This window comes from Variovorax ureilyticus, from assembly GCF_037889935.1.
Lineage (GTDB): Bacteria > Pseudomonadota > Gammaproteobacteria > Burkholderiales > Burkholderiaceae_C > Variovorax > Variovorax ureilyticus.
In genome coordinates this window covers 31,258-51,641 of sequence record NZ_JBBKZU010000014.1, presented here as the reverse complement: position 1 = coordinate 51,641, position 20,384 = coordinate 31,258, and the positions used below count along the sequence as shown (strand labels likewise).

Sequence of the window (20,384 nt, the reverse complement as noted above, 5' to 3'; positions counted from 1 at the left end):
CAACCATCGGTGTTGCGCAAAACTCATGAAATAAGGGTTTCCCCCGCATTCAAAGGCGCAACAGAACGACCAACTCGGTGCCATCCTGCACCAAGCCGAACGCGCGCAACACTGGTGAAACCCTGAGCTAACGGCAGCACTTCGCCCGTGCTTCGTTTTGGGCTGCGCGTGCGACACCCGCGGCGGATTGGACATCCATCCTCCCCGGCAAAAAACTTGATCGCTTTGAATCCGCGCGCTTCGAAACGGCTTGCTGCGCCTACTCGCGAGTGCCGCCTGCAACATGCAGTTGCTACCCCGCGTTTCGAGTAGCTAAAGAACGTGTCGCCTCACGCAATCCCCTGACCGTCGGTCTTCCCATCGGAACGGTAGTGGACCCAGATCGTCCCGCAGGTGATTCGCCTACGCAGAAACGATGCCACCGGTCGCCGTGACATCCGGAATGTGGAGCGCCCGCATACGCGCAAGAAGCACTTGTGCCGGATGCTGCAGGTCCTTGCCGTCGATCAGCGCAACCTGGCAACGGCAGGAGTATCCGGTCGCGACGGTCCTATCTTTGTATCGTGGGTCCACGATATGCCGCGCCCAACTGAGTTTGTAGATCTTCTCCGAAGTCTCGCGATGTGCTCGCTCATGGCCATAGAGACCGGCCATTCCGCAACAGCCCGACGGCACCAGCGATACGGAAGTTCCGAGTCTGCGGAAGACCTTGGCCCAATCCATCGTCGCAGCCGGCGCATTGGTCCTTTCCGTGCAGTGTGGAAGCAGCCTCCAGGGGGGCGATTCGTCGGGAGCCAACTCGGGCAATCGTTCCAGGCGCTGCGCCAGCCACTCCTGCAGCAAGAGCACCTTCGGAACGAGGCTCGCGCCAAGCGCCTTCACGTACTCTGCGCGGTAGGCCAAGGTCATCGACGGATCGATTCCTATCAGAGGAACCCCGGTTTCGGACAGCGCCGACAGCATCTCGCAGTTCGCTGCGGCGGTTCGCTGAAATTTCGCAAGAAAGCCGAGGACATGTTCAGGCTTCCCATTTGGACGATAGGGTGCTATCCAGGGGGTGAAGCCAAGCCGTTGAATCAGCTCACAGGCGTCGACCACCACCTGCGTGTCGTAGTAGCTCGTGAATGCATCTTGCACGACGACCACCGAAACCTCTCTCTGTGCAGGTGTCAGAGCCGCAAGCGCCTTTGGTGTGGCGATCTGCATTCCCATCTCTCGCAGTCTGGGGATTAACGGAACACCGCTGAGTGCAGGAAGCTCGACGAGCCCCAGTCGATTCAACAGGGTCTTGCCAAGCAAGCTGGTCACCATCCAATTCGCGAGCAATGGCCACTTCGCAGCCATCGGCAGTACGCGTTCAAGGGCCGACACCAGAGCGTCCTTGGCAGGCCGCAGATAGCGGCCGTGGTAGATCTCAAGGAAGCGCGACCGAAACGCGGGAACGTCGACCTTGATCGGGCACTGTCCCACACATGACTTGCAAGCCAGGCATCCATCCATCGCCTGCTTCACCTCGTTCGAAAAGTCGTCGGAAGCGCGACGAATCGACCATGTATTTCTCGCACGCCGAGGCCAGTCAACCCATTGGCGCCAGCGAGGCTGACCTCGCAGCCTGCTCGACTCCTCGCTCGGGTCGCCACCGACGTCCGCCAACCGCAGTAGCCACTCGCGCATCAGCGACGCACGACCTTTGGGCGAATGCTTGCGATCGCGCGTGGCCTTCCACGAAGGACACATCGCATCTTCCGGGTCGTAGTTGAAGCACGCCGCGTTCCCATTGCAGTGCAACGAGTCCTGGTTCTCCTCTCGGATCGAAATCGGGATCCGCCGATCAGATTGACCCCGCGTTGGAACCTCGTCCAGTCGCACGAGCGACCTGCCGGGCGGAGCAGCAATTTTTCCGGGGTTGAGTTGATTGTCAGGATCGAACGCTGCTTTGATCTCCTGGAGCCTTGGATATAGTGGACCGAAGAACTCGGGCGCATATTCAGATCGGAAGCCTTTACCGTGTTCTCCCCAAAACACGCCTTGGTATCTGCGCGTGAGCTCGAACACCTCATCGGAGATCTCACGAACGAGCGTTTCTTGCGCGGGATCCTTCATGTCGAGCGCGGGACGGACATGCAGGCAGCCAGCATCGACGTGCCCGAACATCCCATACACGAGGCCATGGCGATCCAGAATGGCCCTGAACTCTGCGATGTAGTCGGCGAGTCGTTCGGGCGGCACGACGGTGTCCTCGACAAACGGCATCGGGCGCCGCTCGCCATGCATGTTACCGAGCAGGCCCACGGACTTTTTTCTCATGGACCAGATCGCCTGCGCGGCTCCTTCGCCCTGCGCCACGGTATAGCCGCGACGGTCACCAGACGACCTGCTGGAAGAAAGCACACCCTTCACGCGCGCCAGTTTGGTCGCCAGCTCGGATTCGCCTGAGGCAAGGAACTCGACGATGTTCACCCCCTCAGCCGGTCCTTCCGGATCTTCCGGGAAGTAGTCCTTGACCGAATGCCACACGGCGTCTTGCCTCGCGAGCGCAAGGACTTTTGCGTCGATCGTCTCGCTCGAAGCTGCTTCGAGCGTCATCAGATTGCCTGCGTCACGCAAAGCCGCGTCGAACGTACCGTAGCGGATGACGAGGAGCGAAGTGAACTCCGGGATGGGCGTCAGATTGACCTTGGCCTCTGTCACGAAAGCCAGGCTGCCTTCCGCACCGCAGAGGATCGAGCTGAGATTGAAGTTTCCGCAATGATCACAAATATGCGCCAGGTCGTAGCCGGTCACACACCGGTTGAGGCGAGGGAACCGCTCGGCGATGAGATCGGCGTCGCGGGTCCGGATCTGATCAAGAAGACGGTGGATCGCCCCGATGCGGTCTTCCCTGCGCTTGACCTGCTCCAGCGAGGCCGGGTCCAAAGGGCGGCAGTGCCACGGGGTTCCATCCATCAGGACGGTCTTGAGCTCGAGGACGTGATTGCGCGTCTTCCCATACAAAACTGAGCCCTGCCCGCTTGCGTCGGTCGCAATCATCCCGCCGATCGTGGCTCGGTTCGACGGAGAGAGCTCCGGCGCAAAGAAGAGGCCTTGCTGCTTGATCGCCTCATTAAGCTGATCCTTCACGACACCCGCTTGTACCCGTGCCCAGCGCTCCTCGACATTGATTTCGAGGATTTGGTTCATGTGGCGCGAAAGATCGACGAGTACGCCATTGGTGAGCGATTGCCCGTTGGTGCCGGTACCGCCACCACGCGGCGCAAGAGTGATTGACTTGAACTGCGGCTCGTTCGAGAGCTTCGCTACGCGGACTACATCGGCCTCATTGCGAGGGAAAGCGATGGCTGCAGGCGGGAGTTGATAGATCGAGTTGTCGGTCGAGAAAACAGTCCGGTCGCCTTGCGACTGAGCTATTTCTCCCTCGAAACCTCGCAACCTCAGTTCGGCAACGAATGCCGCGCCCAAATCCAACGATTGGTCCTGAGAAGCAAGGCGAGGGATCATCGCGTGACTTTGAAAATCAACGGCAGAGGCGCTTCATCGCGTCCTTCCGGATGTCCTCCAGTGAGGGCCCGGTCGTTATCATCTGGGGGGAGAGCGGAATCTCGATCAGAGTCCCGCGATCACTCTGTAACGCACGTCGCAGTGCCGGCTCGAACTCCGACGTTCGTTCAACCTTCTCCGCGACATAGCCGTAGGCTTTGGCCAGCATCACGAAATCCGGATTCCTCAAATCGGTTCCGATAACGTGCCCAGGGTAGTGACGCTCCTGGTGCATGCGGATCGTTCCGTAAATCCCATTGTTGAGGACGACGATGATCGATCGCGCGCCATATTGGATGGCAGTCGCCAGTTCCTGCCCGTTCATCAGGAAGTCTCCATCTCCGGCGATCGTGAAGGCCACGCGACCTGTAATCAGGTTCGCGGCGATCCCGGCGGGCACCCCATAGCCCATCGCACCCGCTGTCGGCGAAAGTTGGGTCTTTACACCTTTGGCGATACCGTGAAATCGAAAGTAGCGATGAATCCAGCTCGCGAAGTTCCCAGCGCCATTGGTGACCACGGCATCTGCCGGAAGCAGACGCTGCACGACTTGGACGACTGCGGCCATGTCGATCGGACCTCTCGCCGTGTCGTCGCGATCTATCTGCTCGGAGGTGCGCCGAGCGTCGGATGTGTGCGCCTCGTAGTCCCGATGTGCTTGGTCGGCCCAAGCCTTCCATGGCACCTGCCCTACAGGAGAATGCTCGGCCAGTGCGTCCATCAGGGAGGCGTTTGAAGCGTTGATGGCCAGGTCGGGGGAGTAGACCCGATAGAGTTCTTCCGCGCCAGAATGAACGTGCACCAGTTTCTGCCTCGGTCGTGGCGCATCCAGCAGCGTGTAGCCGCTCGTCGTCATCTCGCCGAGCCTGGCGCCCACAGCGATGATCAAATCGCTATCGCGAACTCTTTGGGCCAACTTCGGGCCGACCCCGATTCCAATGTCGCCCGCGTAGAGCCCGTGATGGTTGTCGAACGAATCCTGAAATCTAAACGCATTCCCCACAGGCAGCTGCCACCGTTCAGCGAAGCGCTGAAGAGCCTGCGCGCTCGAAGCAGACCAGCCGCCTCCAGCAATGAGCAGCGGACGCTCGGCCTTCCGCAGCAGCGCCAGTAGGCTTTGAACATCTTTGGCTGCAACGCCTGGAGATACAGGCTCCACGCGCGGTGCTGGGCAAGCCGCAGTGCGTTCCGTAAGCATGTCTTCCGGCATGACCAGTACAACCGGGCCGGGGCGCCCGCTCATTGCTGTAGAGAACGCACGTTGAACGTATTCCGGAATGCGGTCGGCCCGGTCTATCCGTTCGACGAGCTTCGCCATCCCTTTAGTGTTCGGGCCGAACATCGCGGCGAAGTCGACTTCTTGAAAAGCCTCTCGATCGCGAAAGTCGCCGCCCACATCACCCACGAGAAGAATCATGGGTGTTGAATCCTGGAAGGCCGTATGAACACCGATCGATGCATTGGTTGCTCCAGGCCCTCGCGTCACGATGCACACACCGGGCCGACGGGTCAGCTTTCCGTGCGCTTCCGCCATGAACGCCGCACCGCCCTCTTGCCGGCAGGCCACGAACTTGATTCGATCGCGGAACGCGTGAAAGCCGTCCAGAACATCCAGAAAACTCTCCCCCGGAACACCGAACGTCACTTCGACGCCCTGTTCGATCAGACACTGAACCAAAAGATGGCCCGCACTTTGCTCAGACATGCTCACTCTCCAGGATTCACGTTGCGTTTTGGCCATCGATTGGAGACGGATTGGGGGGAGATGCGCCGACTCGCGTTTGTTCCGCTAGCCGCTGATGGGACTCGCGCGCCGGCCTTAACCTCGCCGAAATTGTCCTGCGAGCACCTGGGATTTGATATTGAAATGTCTGAACCACTTCATGCGCAGCGGGACTGAAGTGAACGCTTTGACGCTTTGGCCCACGCCGGATTCCGGGCGGGTCATGAGTGTGTTTCAAGCGACATCAGGAATTGTCCCCCCCGGCAGTTTGTCGTGTCGCCTCACAGTTTCCGGTGGATTGTTAGCCCTGGGTTCGGGTATCGGCAATGAGTCCGACGGCATTAAGTTCCGGTCGCTGCGACCGCCAAGGCCGCCTTGGGCACGCATTCGCGAACGCTTGTGTCGCGCCTGATGACCGCCTGCACGCAGTCAGGAAACCTTTGTTGGCCTACCTGGAAAGGACCGCTCGTGGCCGACGGCTTTAGTTCGACAAGCTCACGCAGATGTCTGCAATGGGCACGATCCCGACGGATGGGATGCTCTCATGCAGTGACTGCTCGCAGGCACACACCGGGTGTAGGGCTCGCTCCAAAGCGCCTGTTCGTTTCTGCTAGCGGGAGGAGGAGGCACCACAGTTCCTGAGCGCAAGCTCTACGAATCTTCTTATCGTCATTCAACCCACCCGCAGCCGGCGGAGGGCAGTGCTCTCTTCGTTTTCCCCGAGACTGTTTGCGCATTTATTAAGTTGTTTGCGCATTTAATAGGTTGTTCGCGCATTTAATAGGTCAGAACAGGACGTGTTCTGAGCTAATAAATGACTAAACGGCGATCCAGGTGGCATGCGGCTCGCCAGGCTCCTCGAGCTTTAGGTGGCCGACGCAAATGCCCGAACAGCGCCCGCCAGTGCAGGTTCGAACGGCAGCCAACTGCTAATAATTGCCCAAACTAGTGCAGTGCGCTCGAAATAGTGGAACTTAATAGATGCGGCACACTCCGACCTCGATGGAGGTCGCAGCCATGCGCATTGCACCGAAGATCGAACTGGATGCCGCTGTTCAACGAGAGTTGACGGCCCTCACGCGGCGAGGCCGCGTCGAGGCCCGTGTGCAGCAAAGGGCCAAGATCGTGTTGCTGGCCGCTGAGGGCTGGCAGAACAAGGACATCGCCGTCGAGGTCGATCTCGATCGGCGCCAGGTGGCCTTGTGGCGCCAGCGCTTCCTGGAAGGCGGGGTGCAGGCCCTGATGCACGATGCGCCGCGCCCCGGGCGTACCCCCAGCGTGACCGCCGAGCTGGAATCGAGCATCGTGGACAAGACGCTTCACGAAAAGCCCATCGCCGCCACGCACTGGAGCACGCGCACGCTGGCCGCGCAGCTCGGGGTGGGGCCGACAACCATCCGCCGCGTGTGGAAGCGCAACGGCCTCAAGCCGCATCGGCAGAAGACGTTCAAGCTCTCGCGCGACCCGCGCTTCGAGGACAAGCTGGTCGATGTCGTGGGGCTGTACCAATCCTCCCGAGCGCGCCCTGGTGCTCAGCTGCGACGAAAAAAGTCAGATCCAGGCGCTCAACCGCACCCAGCCGGGCTTGCCGATGAAGAGGGGCCGCGCCGGCACCGTCACCCACGATTACAAGCGCCACGGCACGACCACGCTGTTCGCCGCCTTGAACACCCTGGACGGCACCGTGATCTCGATGTGCCAGCCGCAACACCGACACGCCGAGTGGCTGCAGTTCCTGCGCCTGATCCAGCGCAAGACGCCCAAGCATTTGCAACTGCATCTGATCGTGGACAACTACGGCACGCACACGCACCCTGAGGTGCAAGCGTGGCTCGCCAAGCACCCGCGCTTCGTCATGCACTTCACGCCCACGAGCGCGTCGTGGCTCAACATGGTCGAGCGGTTCTTTCGCGACATCTCGGAGAACCGCATCCGACGCGACAGCTTCACCAGCGTGCCTGAACTGGAATTGGCGATCGATCTCTATGTCGAACACCACAACGCCAACCCCAAACCGTTCATCTGGACCAAGAGCGCGAACGACATCCTGGCCAAGGTCACGAGAGCCAAGGCTGCATTGGCACGGGCCCAAAGATAAGTACATATCTGAGTGGCGCACTACACTAGCGCGCGCGCGTCCGATGTCGCGCGACGGCCGTTGAAGATCGCGTGCCCGATTGGCAGCAATGTGCCCCTCCCGCATACCGTCGCAAGCGCGTGCACACCCCGGGGGCCGGCGCTGTAGAAGCCGAACTGGTCCACAAGAACCTGGTACACGGCCATGGCATTGCACTTGAGCTTCAACGCCCAGCGAGTGAAAAAGAAGACCTACGCCGCGTCCGGGGACATCAACTTAGCGAATCCCAACAACATCCCTCACGTCTCCTGACCAGGGCATTCCGAGGCATCGAGGAGCAAGGCGAACGGTCACCGGCGTAGAGCGGCTCGACAACCCCCGCCATTTTGAGCGAAGCCAGGTTCTGCCCGCAGCTTCCAACCTCACGACATTAAATGACATGATCGGCGCGAAGCGCTGCCGCATGGATGGAATCCTTGATGTGCGAGACGGTTGTCGCCAACTGACTTCCCACCTGGCTTATCAGGTCCGCTGGCAAAATGGATTTCGTACGCATCCCTATACTGATTGCGATCTGGCGTCCGTGAAAGCCGGTCAATGGCATGGCAACCCCTGACCACTCGGGCACCAAAAGACTCACCATGTGGCACATTCCATAGCGTTCGTACTGCTCTACTGCGCTCCGGGCACTGTCGCGAAGGTGCTCCGAGCGCTCCGGCTCAGCGAGGCACATCTGGTGCAGCAACGCGTCGCGCGCAGCTGCCTTACTGCTAGCGAACAAGGCACGACCTGAAGAACATTCAAACAGGTGACGCTGGGTACCAATATCAGGAAGCTGCTCCGCATTGATTCCCCTCGAAACCTCTACATAAACCACGTTCAGGCGATCGGCCACGGCAACGCAAACTGACCCGCCACTCTCGGCCGTGAGTTGATGAATATGCGGCCTCAGAAGTGCGCGCTCCGGCAGGGCGGCAAGCAGAGGGTGCGCGATAGCTAGAACTTTTGGGGTGAGAGCGTACGTGCGGCGCAACGGCACACTCCGGAGATACCCTAATTCAGTAAGCGTGTGGGTAAGGCGAGCGACCGTCGCTGGCGCTAACCCAGACCTGCGGGCGATAACACCATTGCCTAGCTCTTCCTCACTAGCAGTGAAGCAAGTCAGGATGCGGAACCCTCTGGCCAGAGAGTTGACAAAATCGCCATCCTTGTCCATCACTGATCTCCAGTTACGCTCCATGACATGAACGACTCGACCGAAACGTTCCGTTCGCCAATGAGCTAACCGCGGTGTTGCGCTGCACCATTACCAGGTTCAATGCTGGCAACACGTTCCGCCTGGCGGAAAACTTCATAGGGAAAGGCTTCGAATCATACGATACGCCTTCGCCCGGAGGCCCTCGCACTTTCCCGGACAGGCCCCACTGTGCGAATGCGAATGTCGCCAACACATTTTGTTGCAATTAGGAGACGAAGATGATCATAGTACTTGGCTTCTACAAGCGAAAGCCTGGCTTGACGTACGAAGAATTCTCACGACACTGGCGCGAGGTTCACGGCCCGTTGGTTCGTAACACACCAGAGATCGCCAAGTACATTCGTCGATATGTACAGCACCATCTTGTTCCGAACGACATCTTCCCCGGATTAAAGCCGCTCGAGTACGACGGCTTCTCGGAGGTGTGGTTTGACAGCGTCGAGGACCATAAAAAGATGCGCGCGGAGCCAGTTCATCGAGCGGTGATGATTCCTGACGAGCATTTATTTCTTGACATGGAGATGACCAAAATCACCGTTCTGGATAACCAAACTTATCAGATTTCTGGTGCGCCCCCTGTGGTTTGACCATGGTATATATCGCGGCACAGCGAAGGGCCGCAGATTAGATCAACTACCACCGACGGCCGAAGAATGCACTGGTGACCGCCGGATCTTCGGCTGCGGCGCCGAGAAATGTATGGCGAGCGTCGATGTCCAGAGCCAAGGTACCTGGCCGGTGGGCGGCAAAAAGCACCCGGCCGGCAAGGCACCGAGCCAAAGAGACCGCGCTGCATCAAGACAAGCGGTGGGGCTTACTCATTGAGCACCCCTATGCAGCCTTCATTTGCTGCACTGATCCCGGATCCTCGACGTCGTGAGGTCCCCCGGGTCGCGGCCTTCACATACACCCTGAATTGCCCCGCGCAGCAGCCCGCCGCTACGGGTCTTGGGGAGGACCGAGACGAAACGCACCCGCGCAGGACATGCGACCGCACTCATCTGGCTCTCAAACATCTTCAGGATCTCGCTTTCCAATTTCAGCCTTACTTCAAGCTCATCAGGCGTCCCAGAATCCCGAATGACAGCGAAGGCCATCGCCACTTTTCCTTTTAGCGAATCAGCGACCCCACGACCGCTACTTCTGCAACGCTCGGATGCTTGGAAATGCTTTCCTCAATCTCGCGTGTGCCCAAACGGTGCCCGCCACGTTGATTACATCGTCAGCGCGCTCCAACCTGTAAGAATAGCCATCTTCGTCCCTTATTTACCAATCAAAGATGCTATAGACCTGTTGGCGGGGGATAGTTGACCAATAAGTTATTACGTCACGCTCATCGTCACCCCAGATGCTCTGCATAAAGCCAGGCGGTGTGGGGCCCTTGATCACCACCCTCCCTTTCTGATTCGGCTCGGTCAACTCTACTTCGCGGTGCAGTTCTCCGAAGGTGTAGACACTTCCTGGCTGGTCTCAGAGGATACCCAGATGAGCGCCGGGCCGTCGGCTTGCTTGTCCAGGTGTGATGATCCACCGCGTTGTGGCACAGATTGGTCTGACCTCCGATAAACGAGCGCGCGAACGGCGGCTTGCCGCTGTCGCGTATCTGATTACGCTCGACATGCCAGTCAATCAGGCGTGCCTGCGCCGCCCAGAAGGTGTCAGGCTGCTGCAATGATTGTCAATAGAAGTCTTGGAATGAGGGCGTGGGAGGTCGCTGGCGGCCCAATGCCGGAGTGGAGTGGATGGATCGAGAGGGCGATTTCTGCTACCAAGCGGCATCCAGAAGAACTTCGAGTTCGCCCGAGTGGTTGATACGACGCGGGTTCTTCTGAATGAACCAATCAGACATGGCGTCTTCCGCGATGCTCGCCAGGGCATCTCTAGGCACTCCCAGTTCGCGCAGGCGGCGCGGGGAGCCGAGTCTCATGAGCAAGGCTTCGGCTATCGCAATGCCATCCTCAACCGGGCTTCCGCCGCATTGGCGGCCTAGCGCCATGGCAACCTTGCCTAATCGGGCGCCCGTTGCCGCGGCGTTAAAGCGGAGCGTGTGCGGCAGCAGCACTGCGCTCACAAGGCCATTGGCAATTTGGTAGCGCGCGCCGATTGCGTGAGCCAGTACAGCAGCTATGCCACCACCAGCGATATCGGTGCCGCGCCCGCACAACAGGGCCGCGACAATGAGCTCTCCGCGCCCGGCGATACCGTTGTGATCCACCGGCAAATTTCGCTCCAGGAGGCGCAAAGCCTGCATCAGGTCCGCATCGCTGAGAAGATCGCCCCTGGCCGATTCGAGCCCCTCAACCACCATCGAAAGCGTACTAAGGCTGGCAGTCACAACCAGTCCGGCCGGCGCCGTCGCCACCAAGTCCGGGTGCACGAACACCGCCTGCGCGCGCGTCTTCGGGTCAAACAAGGCCAAGCGCCCGTGAGTCGGATCGAATACCGCACTACCCGCCTTGAGGCAGGCCGTGGTCGGCGTGGTAGGGATGAGAAACTGCGGAACCTTGGGTGCCGACAGCTTTGGGCTGACCAGGCGGCCATCCTCACCTCTACGAGTACACAGCTGTCGCAGGTCAGCATCTTCCGCGCATAAGATGCTGGCCGCACGAGCGGTGATGATCGCCGAGCCCCCGCCTACAACGACTACGGCGTCGGCGACGCTTTCCCTCAGTGACGCAGCTGCTGCGCGCACTGTCTGGAGCGGGCTGTGGGCGACCACTTGGCCGAAGGTTCCCGCGCAGCGTGAGCCAAGACTTTCGAGAACCGGTTGCAGGACGGATGAATCTCTGGAGATCGATCGACCGCAGATAACCATGGCCCGATTGCATCCAAGGCGGTCAAGCTCTGGTCCTAGCTGATGCAAGCTTTGATCGCCATAAAACAACCGCAACGGCGCCGTGATGTGCTGGAAGCCCTGCATTAATGAAACGAAATGACAATGCTCAGCGCCCGCGCCACTGCGGCGTCCGGCGCTCGTTGAATGCAGCAAGACCTTCGCGCGCATCCTCTGTCTGGATCATGGATGGGATTGCTGATTCGGTGAAGGCCATCATCTGGTGGAAGTCCATAGACTCGACCGCCCGCATCGCATACTTACCGCGACGCAATGCAATCGGAGACACCGCCAGAAGTTCGGCAATCAGCCCTTCAACCGCATGATCGAGCTCCGCAAATGGCACCACCCGATTAAGCAAGCCCAGGCGAAAGGCGGTGGCCGCATCGATAGGCCGCCCAGTCATGCACATCTCGTTGAGCATTCGGGGCGGAATTAAGTCGCGCAAGGTGGTGAGTATCTGCATCGGGAAGATCCCGATCTTTACTTCGGGCAGGCCGAATTTGGCTGTGTCGACGGCGACCGCCATATCGCACAAACCAAACAACCCCATACCGCCCGCCATACAAAGGCCGTTAATGCGGCCCACAATCGGTATACGACAGTTATGGACGGCGCGTGACAGCTCGCCCAAGGGCGTTTGGAGGCGCGCGTAGTCGGGCTTGAATGGCGTATCGCCTGGCGTGAGGTCAGCGCCTGCACAAAACGCCTTATCACCTTCTCCTGTCAGCACGATCACGTGCACGGAGTCGTCCTCGGACGCTGCTTTTACAGCGTCGCGCAAACCTCGCAACAAGGCGTCCGTTACGGCATTCCGGCGTTGTGGGCGATTGAGAGTCAGTCGCAGAACCGCCCCTTCACGCCGGACGAGCAAGTCGCCACCGGCAGCACTATCCATTGAAACGTCCATAATGACGGGCTCCTTGTTGAAACTCGTGAAAGTCACTAAAAAATACCGAATGCAGGACCTCGGCCTGCATGCCAAGTTTTTTTAGTCCCGCCAGCATCAAGCTGAGCACACAAACCTGAATTGGGTAACTTCATGCGCAATCGATAACTCATGTTGCGAGATAGCCCCCGTCGGCAGGGTAAAAGCCGCCAGTGACGAAGCTGGCGCGATCACTGGAAAGCCACACCACCAGTTCGGCCACCTCCTCGGGTGCCCCCAGGCGCTTGAGCAGTTGTTGCGCCCCCAAATCTCGCAGGTTGTCTTCGCCTCGCCATGCAGTCATCGGGGTCCTGATAAACCCCGGCGCCACGGCGTTCACGCGGACCCCTTGCTCTCCATAGTCCACTGCAGCGCTGCGCGTCAAGCCAAGCACGCCATGCTTAGATGAGACATAGGCCGCAAAGCCTGGAGCGTGCGCGACCTGTGAGGCGATGGAGGCAATGTTGACGATGCCTCCACCGCCTGAAGCGACCAATGCCGGTATCTGCGCACGCAATCCGAAGAACACACCGGAGAGATTAACCGCCAGGACCTGTGCCCAGTGCTCCGGCGCAACATCGGCCAATAGCAAATTTCCACTTTGCTGCCCTCGGATGATCCCTGCGTTGTTGCAAGCGATATGAAGCGAACCCCATCGGTGCATCGCGTCGTCGACGGCTGCAAAATGTTGATCCGGTTGTGCCACGTCCAAGAGGTGAAACGCCGCTTGCCCTCCCCCGCGTTCAACAAGTGTCATGGTTTCCTGTCCTGCTGCAGGATCTACGTCCGCAATCAGTACCTTGGCACCCTCCCTTGCGTAGGCCAACGCGATCGAGCGGCCGATGCCAGATCCGGCGCCGGTTACCAGCGCCACCTTGTCCTCTAAAAGCATTGTCATTCCCCTCTTCCCTCACCTTCGTCTCAAATCGCGAGTCGCAACCTGCACCACGTCACTTCGTAGAGCCGCCTCGGGAAAAGCGCTTTCGGCCGGTTGCCAGCAACCCCGCCAAACCCGCAGGCATCAAGAACACGAGCAGAATCAAGAGAACCGCGTACACAATCCCCTCTGAGCCCTTCTGAAAGGATTCAGATACTTGCGGGATAAATACAATGAAAATCCCGCCGAAGAACGCTCCCGGCAGCCATCGAATTCCACCGAGAACCATGCCTACAAAAAGTGCGATCGACACGCTCATCGTGAAGCTATCTGGCGAGACGTACTGGACCGCGATGGCACTCATGGCACCAGCCACGCCCGCATACAAGGCGCTGATACCGAAGGCTAGAGTCTTGTACAGAGAGATGTTCACGCCCATCGATCGGGCGGCAATTGGGTTGTCGCGGATGGCGACCAGCGCGCGCCCGCTGCGAGTTGCCATCAAGCCTAAGGCGGCAGCTAGCATCAGCAGAGTTACGGACAGCACGCACAGATAGATCCACACATCGGCGCTCATCGTGAGGCCGAAGGGGGCCTCCGGTTTGATCAGCGAAATCCCATTGACACCCCCGGTGAACGGAATGAGCGGAGTGAGCTTTAACACTTGTGGCGTTGCCACGGACAAGGCAAAGGTAGCCAAAGCCAGATAAACGCCTTCGAGCCGCAGCGCGGGAAATCCGAATAGGAAGCCGAAGACGAAGCAGATCGCGCCTGCAATGAGCAGCGTGACAGGGTATGACACCAAGTTGCGGTCGAGCAGAATGGCCGCCGTGTACGCCCCTGCTGCGAAGAACGCCACATGGCCGAGCGAAAACTGCCCATTAAAGCCCGTAAGCAAGATCAGGCCCATGATTGCCACGCTATACACCAGCACCAAGGTCAACTGAAAGACAATGAAGTTGGGCAAGAGAAACGGAGCGACTGCAGCTAGCACGATGAGGCTCGCAGTCAACCACCGGGACCTCTTTGTCTGCTTGTTGTGCAATGTCACGGCTTTGACTCCAGCGGGTCGTTGTGTCTCGTTGAACGCTCTCATCATCAGACTCGCTCCACGATAAGCCTGCCGAAGAGCCCACGTGGGCGGATAAGGAGCATGGCGATAATGACGAGCAGAGCGATCGTCAATCGGAGTTCGGTGCCGATCACGGGTATGTAGGTCCCGGCCATGTTTTCAATGATTCCAACCAGGATCCCGCCCACGACAGCGCCCAACGGGCTCGTCAGGCCACCCAGCACTGCGCCCGCGAAACCGTACACGAGGATGCCCATCATCATGTTCGGCTCGAGGTATACGACAGGTGCTACAAGCATTCCGGCAACCGCACCGATAGCGGACGCCAAGCCCCAACCGAGCGCCGTCATCCACCCGACTCGCACGCCGACAAGGCGGGCTGAGACAGGGTCGGCTGCCGCTGCCGTCATCGCCAAACCGACACGCGAATAGCGAAAGAATACGAACAGCAGCAGCAAGATGAGCAGGGAAATGCCAAGCATCCCCGCTTGATGATTGCTAATGAGGCTGCTGCCTAGGAACGGCTTGAAGCCAAAGGGCGACGGAAACGTCCGCACCGTGTGCCCCCAAATGGCCCCGGCGCCGCTGTTAAATAGAGTCATTAAAGCAATGAACATGACGACCTGAAGGAACGCTGAGGAGCGCAACAGGGGCCGAATCATGATCCGCTCCAAGGCCAAGCCACCCGCGAACGAGATAACAGTGGTCATGACGAACGCAAGCCAGTAGGGGATGCCCCAGAGGATGAGCTGCAGCGCGATAAAAGTCGAGAACATCGCCATCTCGCCTTGCGCGAAATTTATGTGATGGATGGCTTGGTAGATCATTACGGCCGACAACGCGACACATGCGTATATGGCGCCGGTAGCAAAGCCGGAGGCGATCTGCTGAATCAGGAGCTCCATTTTCTTGTCCCTCAGTAGCCCAGATACGCGCGAGCGACCTGGTCATCCTTCTTGATGTCGGTGGCGGTGCCACCCAGGACCACTCGACCTGTCTCGATGACATACGCATAGTTCGCAAAGTTCAGTGCGATTTCAGCGTTTTGCTCTACGAGCAACATGCTCGTTCCTTGCTCGCGATTCAGTCGGCGGAATATCTCAAAAATCTCCTGCACGATCAGAGGCGCAAGTCCGAACGAAGGCTCGTCAAGTAGCAGAAGCTTCGGGCGCAGCATCAAGGCCCGTCCGACAGCCAACATTTGCTGTTCGCCTCCAGACAAGAGGCCAGCCTGCTGCATCCTCCGGGCCTTCAAGATGGGGAAGTAGTCGAAGACCATCTCTTGGTCCTGCCTCACATCTGCGGAAGGACGCCGGGTGATGGCCCCAAGGCGCAGGTTCTCTTCGACTGTCTGCCGCTTGAAGGTTCCGCGCCCATCAGGCACGTGGGCAACCCCCTTTCGGACAATGGCTTCGGTGCTCAGCGCGGCGATCGACTCGCCTGCCAAGCGAACATCTCCGGTTCGCTCGATCATCCCGCTAATCATGCGCAGCGTGGTCGTCTTCCCCGCGCCGTTTGCACCCAGTAGGGCCGTCACCTGCCCTTCAGCAACGTCAATGGTCAAGTTGTGCAACACGTTCGTGCTTCCATACCCGGCGTTGACACCGTGAATTTCGAGGATGTTCTTCATGAGGCTTTACTCGCGCCCAGATAGGCGGCCACGACCGCCGGGTCGACCCGCACTTCTTCAGGCGTGCCTGCAGCGATGCGGCGACCGAAATTAAGTGCAACGATGCTGTCGCACAAGGACATCACCAAATGCATGTGATGCTCGACCAAAAGAATGCTGATTCCTCGCTCGTCTCGCACGCGTCGGATTAATCCGCCGAGTTGCTCTACCTCCTCATGATTGAGCCCACAGGCAGGCTCGTCAAGAAGCAGGAGCTTTGGCTCCGCTGCGAGAGCACGTGCCATCTCAACGCGCTTCCTAGTCCCGAAGGGCAAGTCAGAGACAATAATGTCCTGTACGCCGGTTAGGCCCATGTAGTCGAGCATCTCGTCGGTCAGCCCTCCGATACGTCGCTCATTTTGCTGCGCGCGGCCAATCCTGAAGGTGTCACTCAGGATGTTGCTTGGAAAGCGAGAGTGGGCGCCGACCTTGATGTTGTCGCGAACGGAGAGATCATTGAACAGGGCTACGTTCTGGAAGGTCCGCCCGATCCCCAACGTGGCGGTCCGGTGAGGAGGCTGATTGAGTAGTTCACTGCCGTCAAACAGGATGGATCCCGCGTTGGGTGTGTAGATCCGGCTAAGGCAGTTGAACAGAGTCGTCTTGCCCGCGCCGTTCGGCCCAATCAAGCCGGCAATACCTCCTCGCGGCACCTCGAAAGAGACCTGGTCGAGAGCGACAATGCCGCCAAACGAGACGCGAACGTCTTGGACCTTGAGGATCGCATCAGGAGCCATCGAACGGCCTCTGATGTGAAAGGTTCGCCGGGTACGATTCAACCGACCACGCGGTGAGCATTAGGCCTAGTCGGCTTATCCATTTGCAACAGCGAGCTGCTGGCAAACTACCGGCGAAGGCTTCGTTCAGGGCCGGACTTGATGTTGAACTTTCGCGTGAGGTCATGTTTGTCTCTCTTGTTCTAAGTCTTGTGATGAACGCAGAAGCTTCTACAGCCTTGACTCTTTACTTAATCCAGCCACTGGGCCGGTGCCTCATGTCTTTCAACTATGCCTCGGAGGCTAAGCGCCGCGAAACGGATGAAGAGGGAGGCCTGGATGCGGCCAAATTCCCTTCAGCAGGCGGCCCTTTGATGAATCAGTGACCACGATGTTTCGTTCAGCGTCTATGGCGACGTTGGTGCAGTACTGACCACTTCCGGTCTCGACGATGTCAAGGAGCTTGCCTTCGGGCGAAAAGACCTGCAGACAGCCTGTTTCGCTTTCGCTTCGACCCACGGTGGCGATGACGAAATTGCCGGTGGCGTCGAACGCGAACCCATCGGGCACGCAGCGCGTCATTTGAACGACGAGTTCGGCCTTTTCGGTACGCGGATCATCGAGTCGAAACCGCAGGATCCGTCCGGACAGGGTATCTGCAACATAAAAGCAGTCGGTCTCTGTCGAGAAAGCAATGCCGTTGCAGTACCAAGGCATGGTGGTAAGTTGCTCGCATTCACCGCTTTCAATGTCAAAGCGCCAGAGTCGTCCGTCGTCCCTCGCGGTCCCTCGTGTGGGATCGGTGACGTAGAGCATTCCGTCGGGTCCAAAGGCCAGATCATTGGGCGAACGGGGTCCACTGCCAAGCGCCTCGAAAGAGCCATCAGGCCGCACCAGCACAACGTCCCCTTTCGCCGGTGGCACGTCTGGCTTAGTCAAGAACACTCCACCACTCTGCGCCACGAACAGATCGCCGTGCTCCCCTTCCACCGCGCCGTTGGGACCACCCCCAAGCATGGCAAATGTGCTCACTTGGCCATCGACGACTTTGTAGAGGCACCCGTCGCTGAGTGACGTGATGACGATGCTCCCATCGCGGCATTGCACCGGGCCCTCGCAGAATCCAACTGCATCCGTTACGACATCGAATTTCATGGCATGTGCTCCGAGTTACTCGACTTTCCACAGCGCGGTGACACCCATTACGGGGCCTGCAAGCTTGCCGCCGTCAACGTTGAGGGATGCACCAGTCACAAAAGAGGACGCGGGCGAGGCGAGCCAGTAGATCGCCTCGGCCACCTCAGCTGCTGAGCCGACCCGGCGGAGAGGCGTAACCGACGAAATCGCGGCATCAATGTCCTTCCCGTACAGCCGCTCACTCATGGGGGTACGAAACGAGCCTGGCGCAATGATGTTGACGCGTATGCCCTGCTCTCCGTACTCGAGGGCGGCCGATTTGGTCAAGCCGACCAGCGCGTGCTTTGTTGCACAGTAAGCCGCCATGCGCGGCGTACCGCGCAGGCCAGCGCTCGAACCCACGTTGACGATCGCGCCACCTCCGGACTTAAGCATGGCTTTGATTTCGTGCTTCATGGCAGTGAAAACACCCATGAAGTTGACGTCATACAGCCGTCTGGCTTCGTCCTCGGAATAATCGACCAGGAACCCTCGCGCGCCTTCGACGGCCGCGTTGTTCACGGCGCAGTCGAGGCGCCCGTGCGCGCCCATCGCCGCCTCGATCAACGCCTGAACCTCGGCGGGTACCGTTACGTCGGTGCGCAGAAACACTGCACTTCCGCCAGCGGCTACGATCTGGGCCACTGTTTCTTCTCCCCCGGCGGCGTCACGGTCGCCGATGACGACGTTATAGCCGTCGCGGGCAAACCGTAGCGAAGTGGCTCTGCCCAAACCGGAGGCACCGCCTGTAATCAGGCAAACTTTTGGTTCTGAAGAGGTCATAAGGCTTTTTCCTGTTTAGAGGCGGCTCTGGCGCCGTTGAAGATGATGCGCTGAGGCAATCGAGTTGGAATACCGTTTACGAGAGATCTAATTGCTGGTAGTTTGCCTTAGCCACCTCGTCACACTTCTTTCGATACTCTGTGGCCGGACCGTTGTACCGGATCACGCAACGTTGCGTTTTTCCAGCGACGTTCTTGTTCACTCCCGTCATCCATGAATCAATCTTCGTCGCAAGCAATTCTGTGCCCAGACCCCTCACATATTCCGTCCAGGACTGCATCGCTTCGAACGGTGCGGCAATCCTTGTAATATTTTTCTGGGCTGCAAACCGGAGCAAGCCGGAGATCCACTCACTTCCGTATTCGATGCCGCGCGGCGCATTTCCCAGGGCCATATGCGGACCCGCAATCATCATGAAGTTCGGGAAGCCAGCCACAAAGATCCCGAGGAAGGTCTCGGGGCCATGCTCCCAGGCCTTTTTAAGAGGAACGCCGTTCTCACCACGAATATCGATTCGATCGAAGCTGCCGGTCAAAGCATCAAAACCGGTCGCATACACTATCATGTCGAACTCGAACTCCTCACTCGAGGTCATGAGTCCATTAGCGGTGACGCGTTTAATTGGTGAATCGTTAACGTCGATCAGCCGCACATTTGGCTGGTTATAGACTTCGTAGTAATTGGTTTCAAGTGGCACGCGGCGGGTGCCGAATCCATGATTCTTGGGGATCAACTTTTCTGCGACGGCCGGATTTTTCACGCGCTGGCGAATTTTTCTAGCGACAAAGTCCGACAGCACCGCATTGGCCTCTTCGCTGATGAACGCATCCCTGAAATTACCCATCCACAATCCGAATCCAGGTGCGTTGTACTGCTTTTCCCAGAACGCTTCGCGCTCGTCCGTGGGCACCTCCATCGTCAGACGAGGATCCGGAGCGTGGATGAAGCATCCTGGACTAGCCTGGCACCGCTCGAACATTTCCGGATAGCCGGCGCGAAGACTTTCCATCTCCTCTTTGGTGATTGGCGCATTTCGAAGAGGGACGCACCAATTCGGAGTCCGTTGGAATACTGTCAACTGCTTGGCAGTTTTCGAGATTTCTTGGATCAGTTGGACGCCGCTGGAGCCCGTTCCTATGACGGCTACTCGTTTACCCGCAAAACTGACAGGCTCCTTCGGCCAAAGCGAGGCCTGGTACGACTCTCCGGTGAACTCGCCTAAACCTTCATAGTTAGGCATGGTCGGTGCGGAAAGCGGTCCGAGGGCGGTGATCAAAAAGCGGCAGCTAAAAGCCGATCCGTCTTCAATTGTCACGATCCATTTGCAATCTGACTCGTTGTAATGTGCTGACTTCACCCGACTGTTGAACTGCATATCGCTCCGCAGCTCGAATTTGTCTGTCACATAGTTCAAGTAGCTGAGAGTCTCCGGTTGCGCTGCGAAATGCTCGGTCCAATTCCACTCCGCAAGCAATTCTTGTGAGAAAGAATAGGCGTAGGAATAGCTTTCTGAATCGAACCTCGCCCCCGGATAACGATTCCAATACCATGTTCCGCCGACACCGCTGCCAGCCTCCAGGACTCGAAATCGCAAGCCCATTTCCCGGAGACGGTAGGCTTGATAGATGCCCGCTATGCCTGCTCCAATGACGACTACGTCGTAATCGTTCGCTTTTTCGGAGGCGGGCGAGCGGGGTTTTGTCTCTACTTCGTTCATTTTCATCATCCTTCGCGG

15 protein-coding genes and 2 pseudogenes are annotated in these 20,384 nt (G+C 58.7%); 2 read left to right on the top strand and 15 right to left on the bottom strand.

Translation table 11 applies throughout. The annotated features are described in order from the left end of the window. Positions 1 to 402 precede the first annotated feature (402 nt). Both ydiJ and WKW77_RS26485 read right to left on the bottom strand, forming a co-directional pair. Positions 403 to 3,498: a D-2-hydroxyglutarate dehydrogenase YdiJ gene (gene ydiJ / locus WKW77_RS26490; protein WP_340359879.1), complete on the bottom strand. Its 3,096-nt coding sequence runs from the start codon at positions 3,496 to 3,498 to the stop codon at positions 403 to 405. Positions 3,499 to 3,514: 16 nt separating this feature from the next. Continuing rightward, complete coding sequence (locus WKW77_RS26485; RefSeq protein ID WP_340359878.1) at positions 3,515 to 5,242, bottom strand: thiamine pyrophosphate-binding protein; 1,728 nt, start codon at positions 5,240 to 5,242, stop codon at positions 3,515 to 3,517. A gap of 1,035 nt (positions 5,243 to 6,277) precedes the next feature. Between WKW77_RS26485 and WKW77_RS26480 the strand changes: the two are divergent. Beyond that, a pseudogene (locus tag WKW77_RS26480) lies at positions 6,278 to 7,358 on the top strand (IS630 family transposase). A gap of 409 nt (positions 7,359 to 7,767) precedes the next feature. Here WKW77_RS26480 and WKW77_RS26475 read toward each other — a convergent pair. Then, positions 7,768 to 8,553 (bottom strand): IclR family transcriptional regulator, encoded by a 786-nt coding sequence (locus WKW77_RS26475; RefSeq protein ID WP_340359877.1) that lies wholly within the window; start codon positions 8,551 to 8,553, stop codon positions 7,768 to 7,770. Positions 8,554 to 8,813: 260 nt separating this feature from the next. Here WKW77_RS26475 and WKW77_RS26470 point away from each other — a divergent pair, with 260 nt between their 5' ends. Next, positions 8,814 to 9,182: an EthD domain-containing protein gene (locus WKW77_RS26470; RefSeq protein WP_340359876.1), complete on the top strand. Its 369-nt coding sequence runs from the start codon at positions 8,814 to 8,816 to the stop codon at positions 9,180 to 9,182. Between the two features lie 244 nt (positions 9,183 to 9,426). On the opposite strand, the pseudogene WKW77_RS26465 reads toward WKW77_RS26470, so the two are convergent. From WKW77_RS26465 to WKW77_RS26415, 12 genes and pseudogenes are all read right to left on the bottom strand, one after another. Then, positions 9,427 to 10,017, bottom strand: a pseudogene (locus tag WKW77_RS26465) (AMP-binding enzyme); the annotation flags it as partial. Next, positions 9,935 to 10,267, bottom strand: coding sequence for an acetyl-coenzyme A synthetase N-terminal domain-containing protein (locus tag WKW77_RS35075; RefSeq protein ID WP_422823278.1), 333 nt, complete (start codon positions 10,265 to 10,267; stop codon positions 9,935 to 9,937). The gene WKW77_RS35075 and the pseudogene WKW77_RS26465, both read right to left, overlap by 83 nt. 93 nt (positions 10,268 to 10,360) lie before the next feature. Beyond that, positions 10,361 to 11,599: an iron-containing alcohol dehydrogenase family protein gene (locus WKW77_RS26460; protein WP_340359875.1), complete on the bottom strand. Its 1,239-nt coding sequence runs from the start codon at positions 11,597 to 11,599 to the stop codon at positions 10,361 to 10,363. Further along, on the bottom strand, positions 11,538 to 12,338 hold the full coding sequence (locus tag WKW77_RS26455; RefSeq protein WP_340359874.1) for an enoyl-CoA hydratase-related protein: 801 nt from the start codon (positions 12,336 to 12,338) through the stop codon (positions 11,538 to 11,540). The genes WKW77_RS26460 and WKW77_RS26455 overlap by 62 nt, the downstream gene beginning before the upstream one ends. Before the next feature lie 148 nt (positions 12,339 to 12,486). Next, positions 12,487 to 13,254: an SDR family NAD(P)-dependent oxidoreductase gene (locus WKW77_RS26450; RefSeq protein WP_340359873.1), complete on the bottom strand. Its 768-nt coding sequence runs from the start codon at positions 13,252 to 13,254 to the stop codon at positions 12,487 to 12,489. 52 nt (positions 13,255 to 13,306) lie between these two features. After that, positions 13,307 to 14,284, bottom strand: a complete 978-nt coding sequence (locus tag WKW77_RS26445; protein ID WP_340359872.1) for a branched-chain amino acid ABC transporter permease — start codon at positions 14,282 to 14,284, stop codon at positions 13,307 to 13,309. Between the two features lie 47 nt (positions 14,285 to 14,331). After that, a complete protein-coding gene (locus WKW77_RS26440) occupies positions 14,332 to 15,210 on the bottom strand; it encodes a branched-chain amino acid ABC transporter permease (protein ID WP_340359871.1) in 879 nt (292 codons plus the stop codon). Positions 15,211 to 15,221: 11 nt separating this feature from the next. After that, a complete protein-coding gene (locus WKW77_RS26435) occupies positions 15,222 to 15,935 on the bottom strand; it encodes an ABC transporter ATP-binding protein (protein ID WP_340359870.1) in 714 nt (237 codons plus the stop codon). After that, positions 15,932 to 16,711, bottom strand: a complete 780-nt coding sequence (locus WKW77_RS26430) for an ABC transporter ATP-binding protein (RefSeq protein WP_340359869.1) — start codon at positions 16,709 to 16,711, stop codon at positions 15,932 to 15,934. Before WKW77_RS26430 ends, WKW77_RS26435 begins: the two co-directional genes overlap by 4 nt. A gap of 282 nt (positions 16,712 to 16,993) precedes the next feature. Continuing rightward, entirely contained in the window at positions 16,994 to 17,845 is an 852-nt protein-coding gene (locus WKW77_RS26425) for an SMP-30/gluconolactonase/LRE family protein (RefSeq protein WP_340359868.1), read from the bottom strand. Positions 17,846 to 17,860: 15 nt separating this feature from the next. Then, positions 17,861 to 18,649 (bottom strand): SDR family NAD(P)-dependent oxidoreductase, encoded by a 789-nt coding sequence (locus tag WKW77_RS26420; protein WP_340359867.1) that lies wholly within the window; start codon positions 18,647 to 18,649, stop codon positions 17,861 to 17,863. A gap of 76 nt (positions 18,650 to 18,725) precedes the next feature. Further along, complete coding sequence (locus WKW77_RS26415) at positions 18,726 to 20,366, bottom strand: flavin-containing monooxygenase (RefSeq protein WP_340359866.1); 1,641 nt, start codon at positions 20,364 to 20,366, stop codon at positions 18,726 to 18,728. Between the last annotated feature and the right edge of the window lie 18 nt (positions 20,367 to 20,384).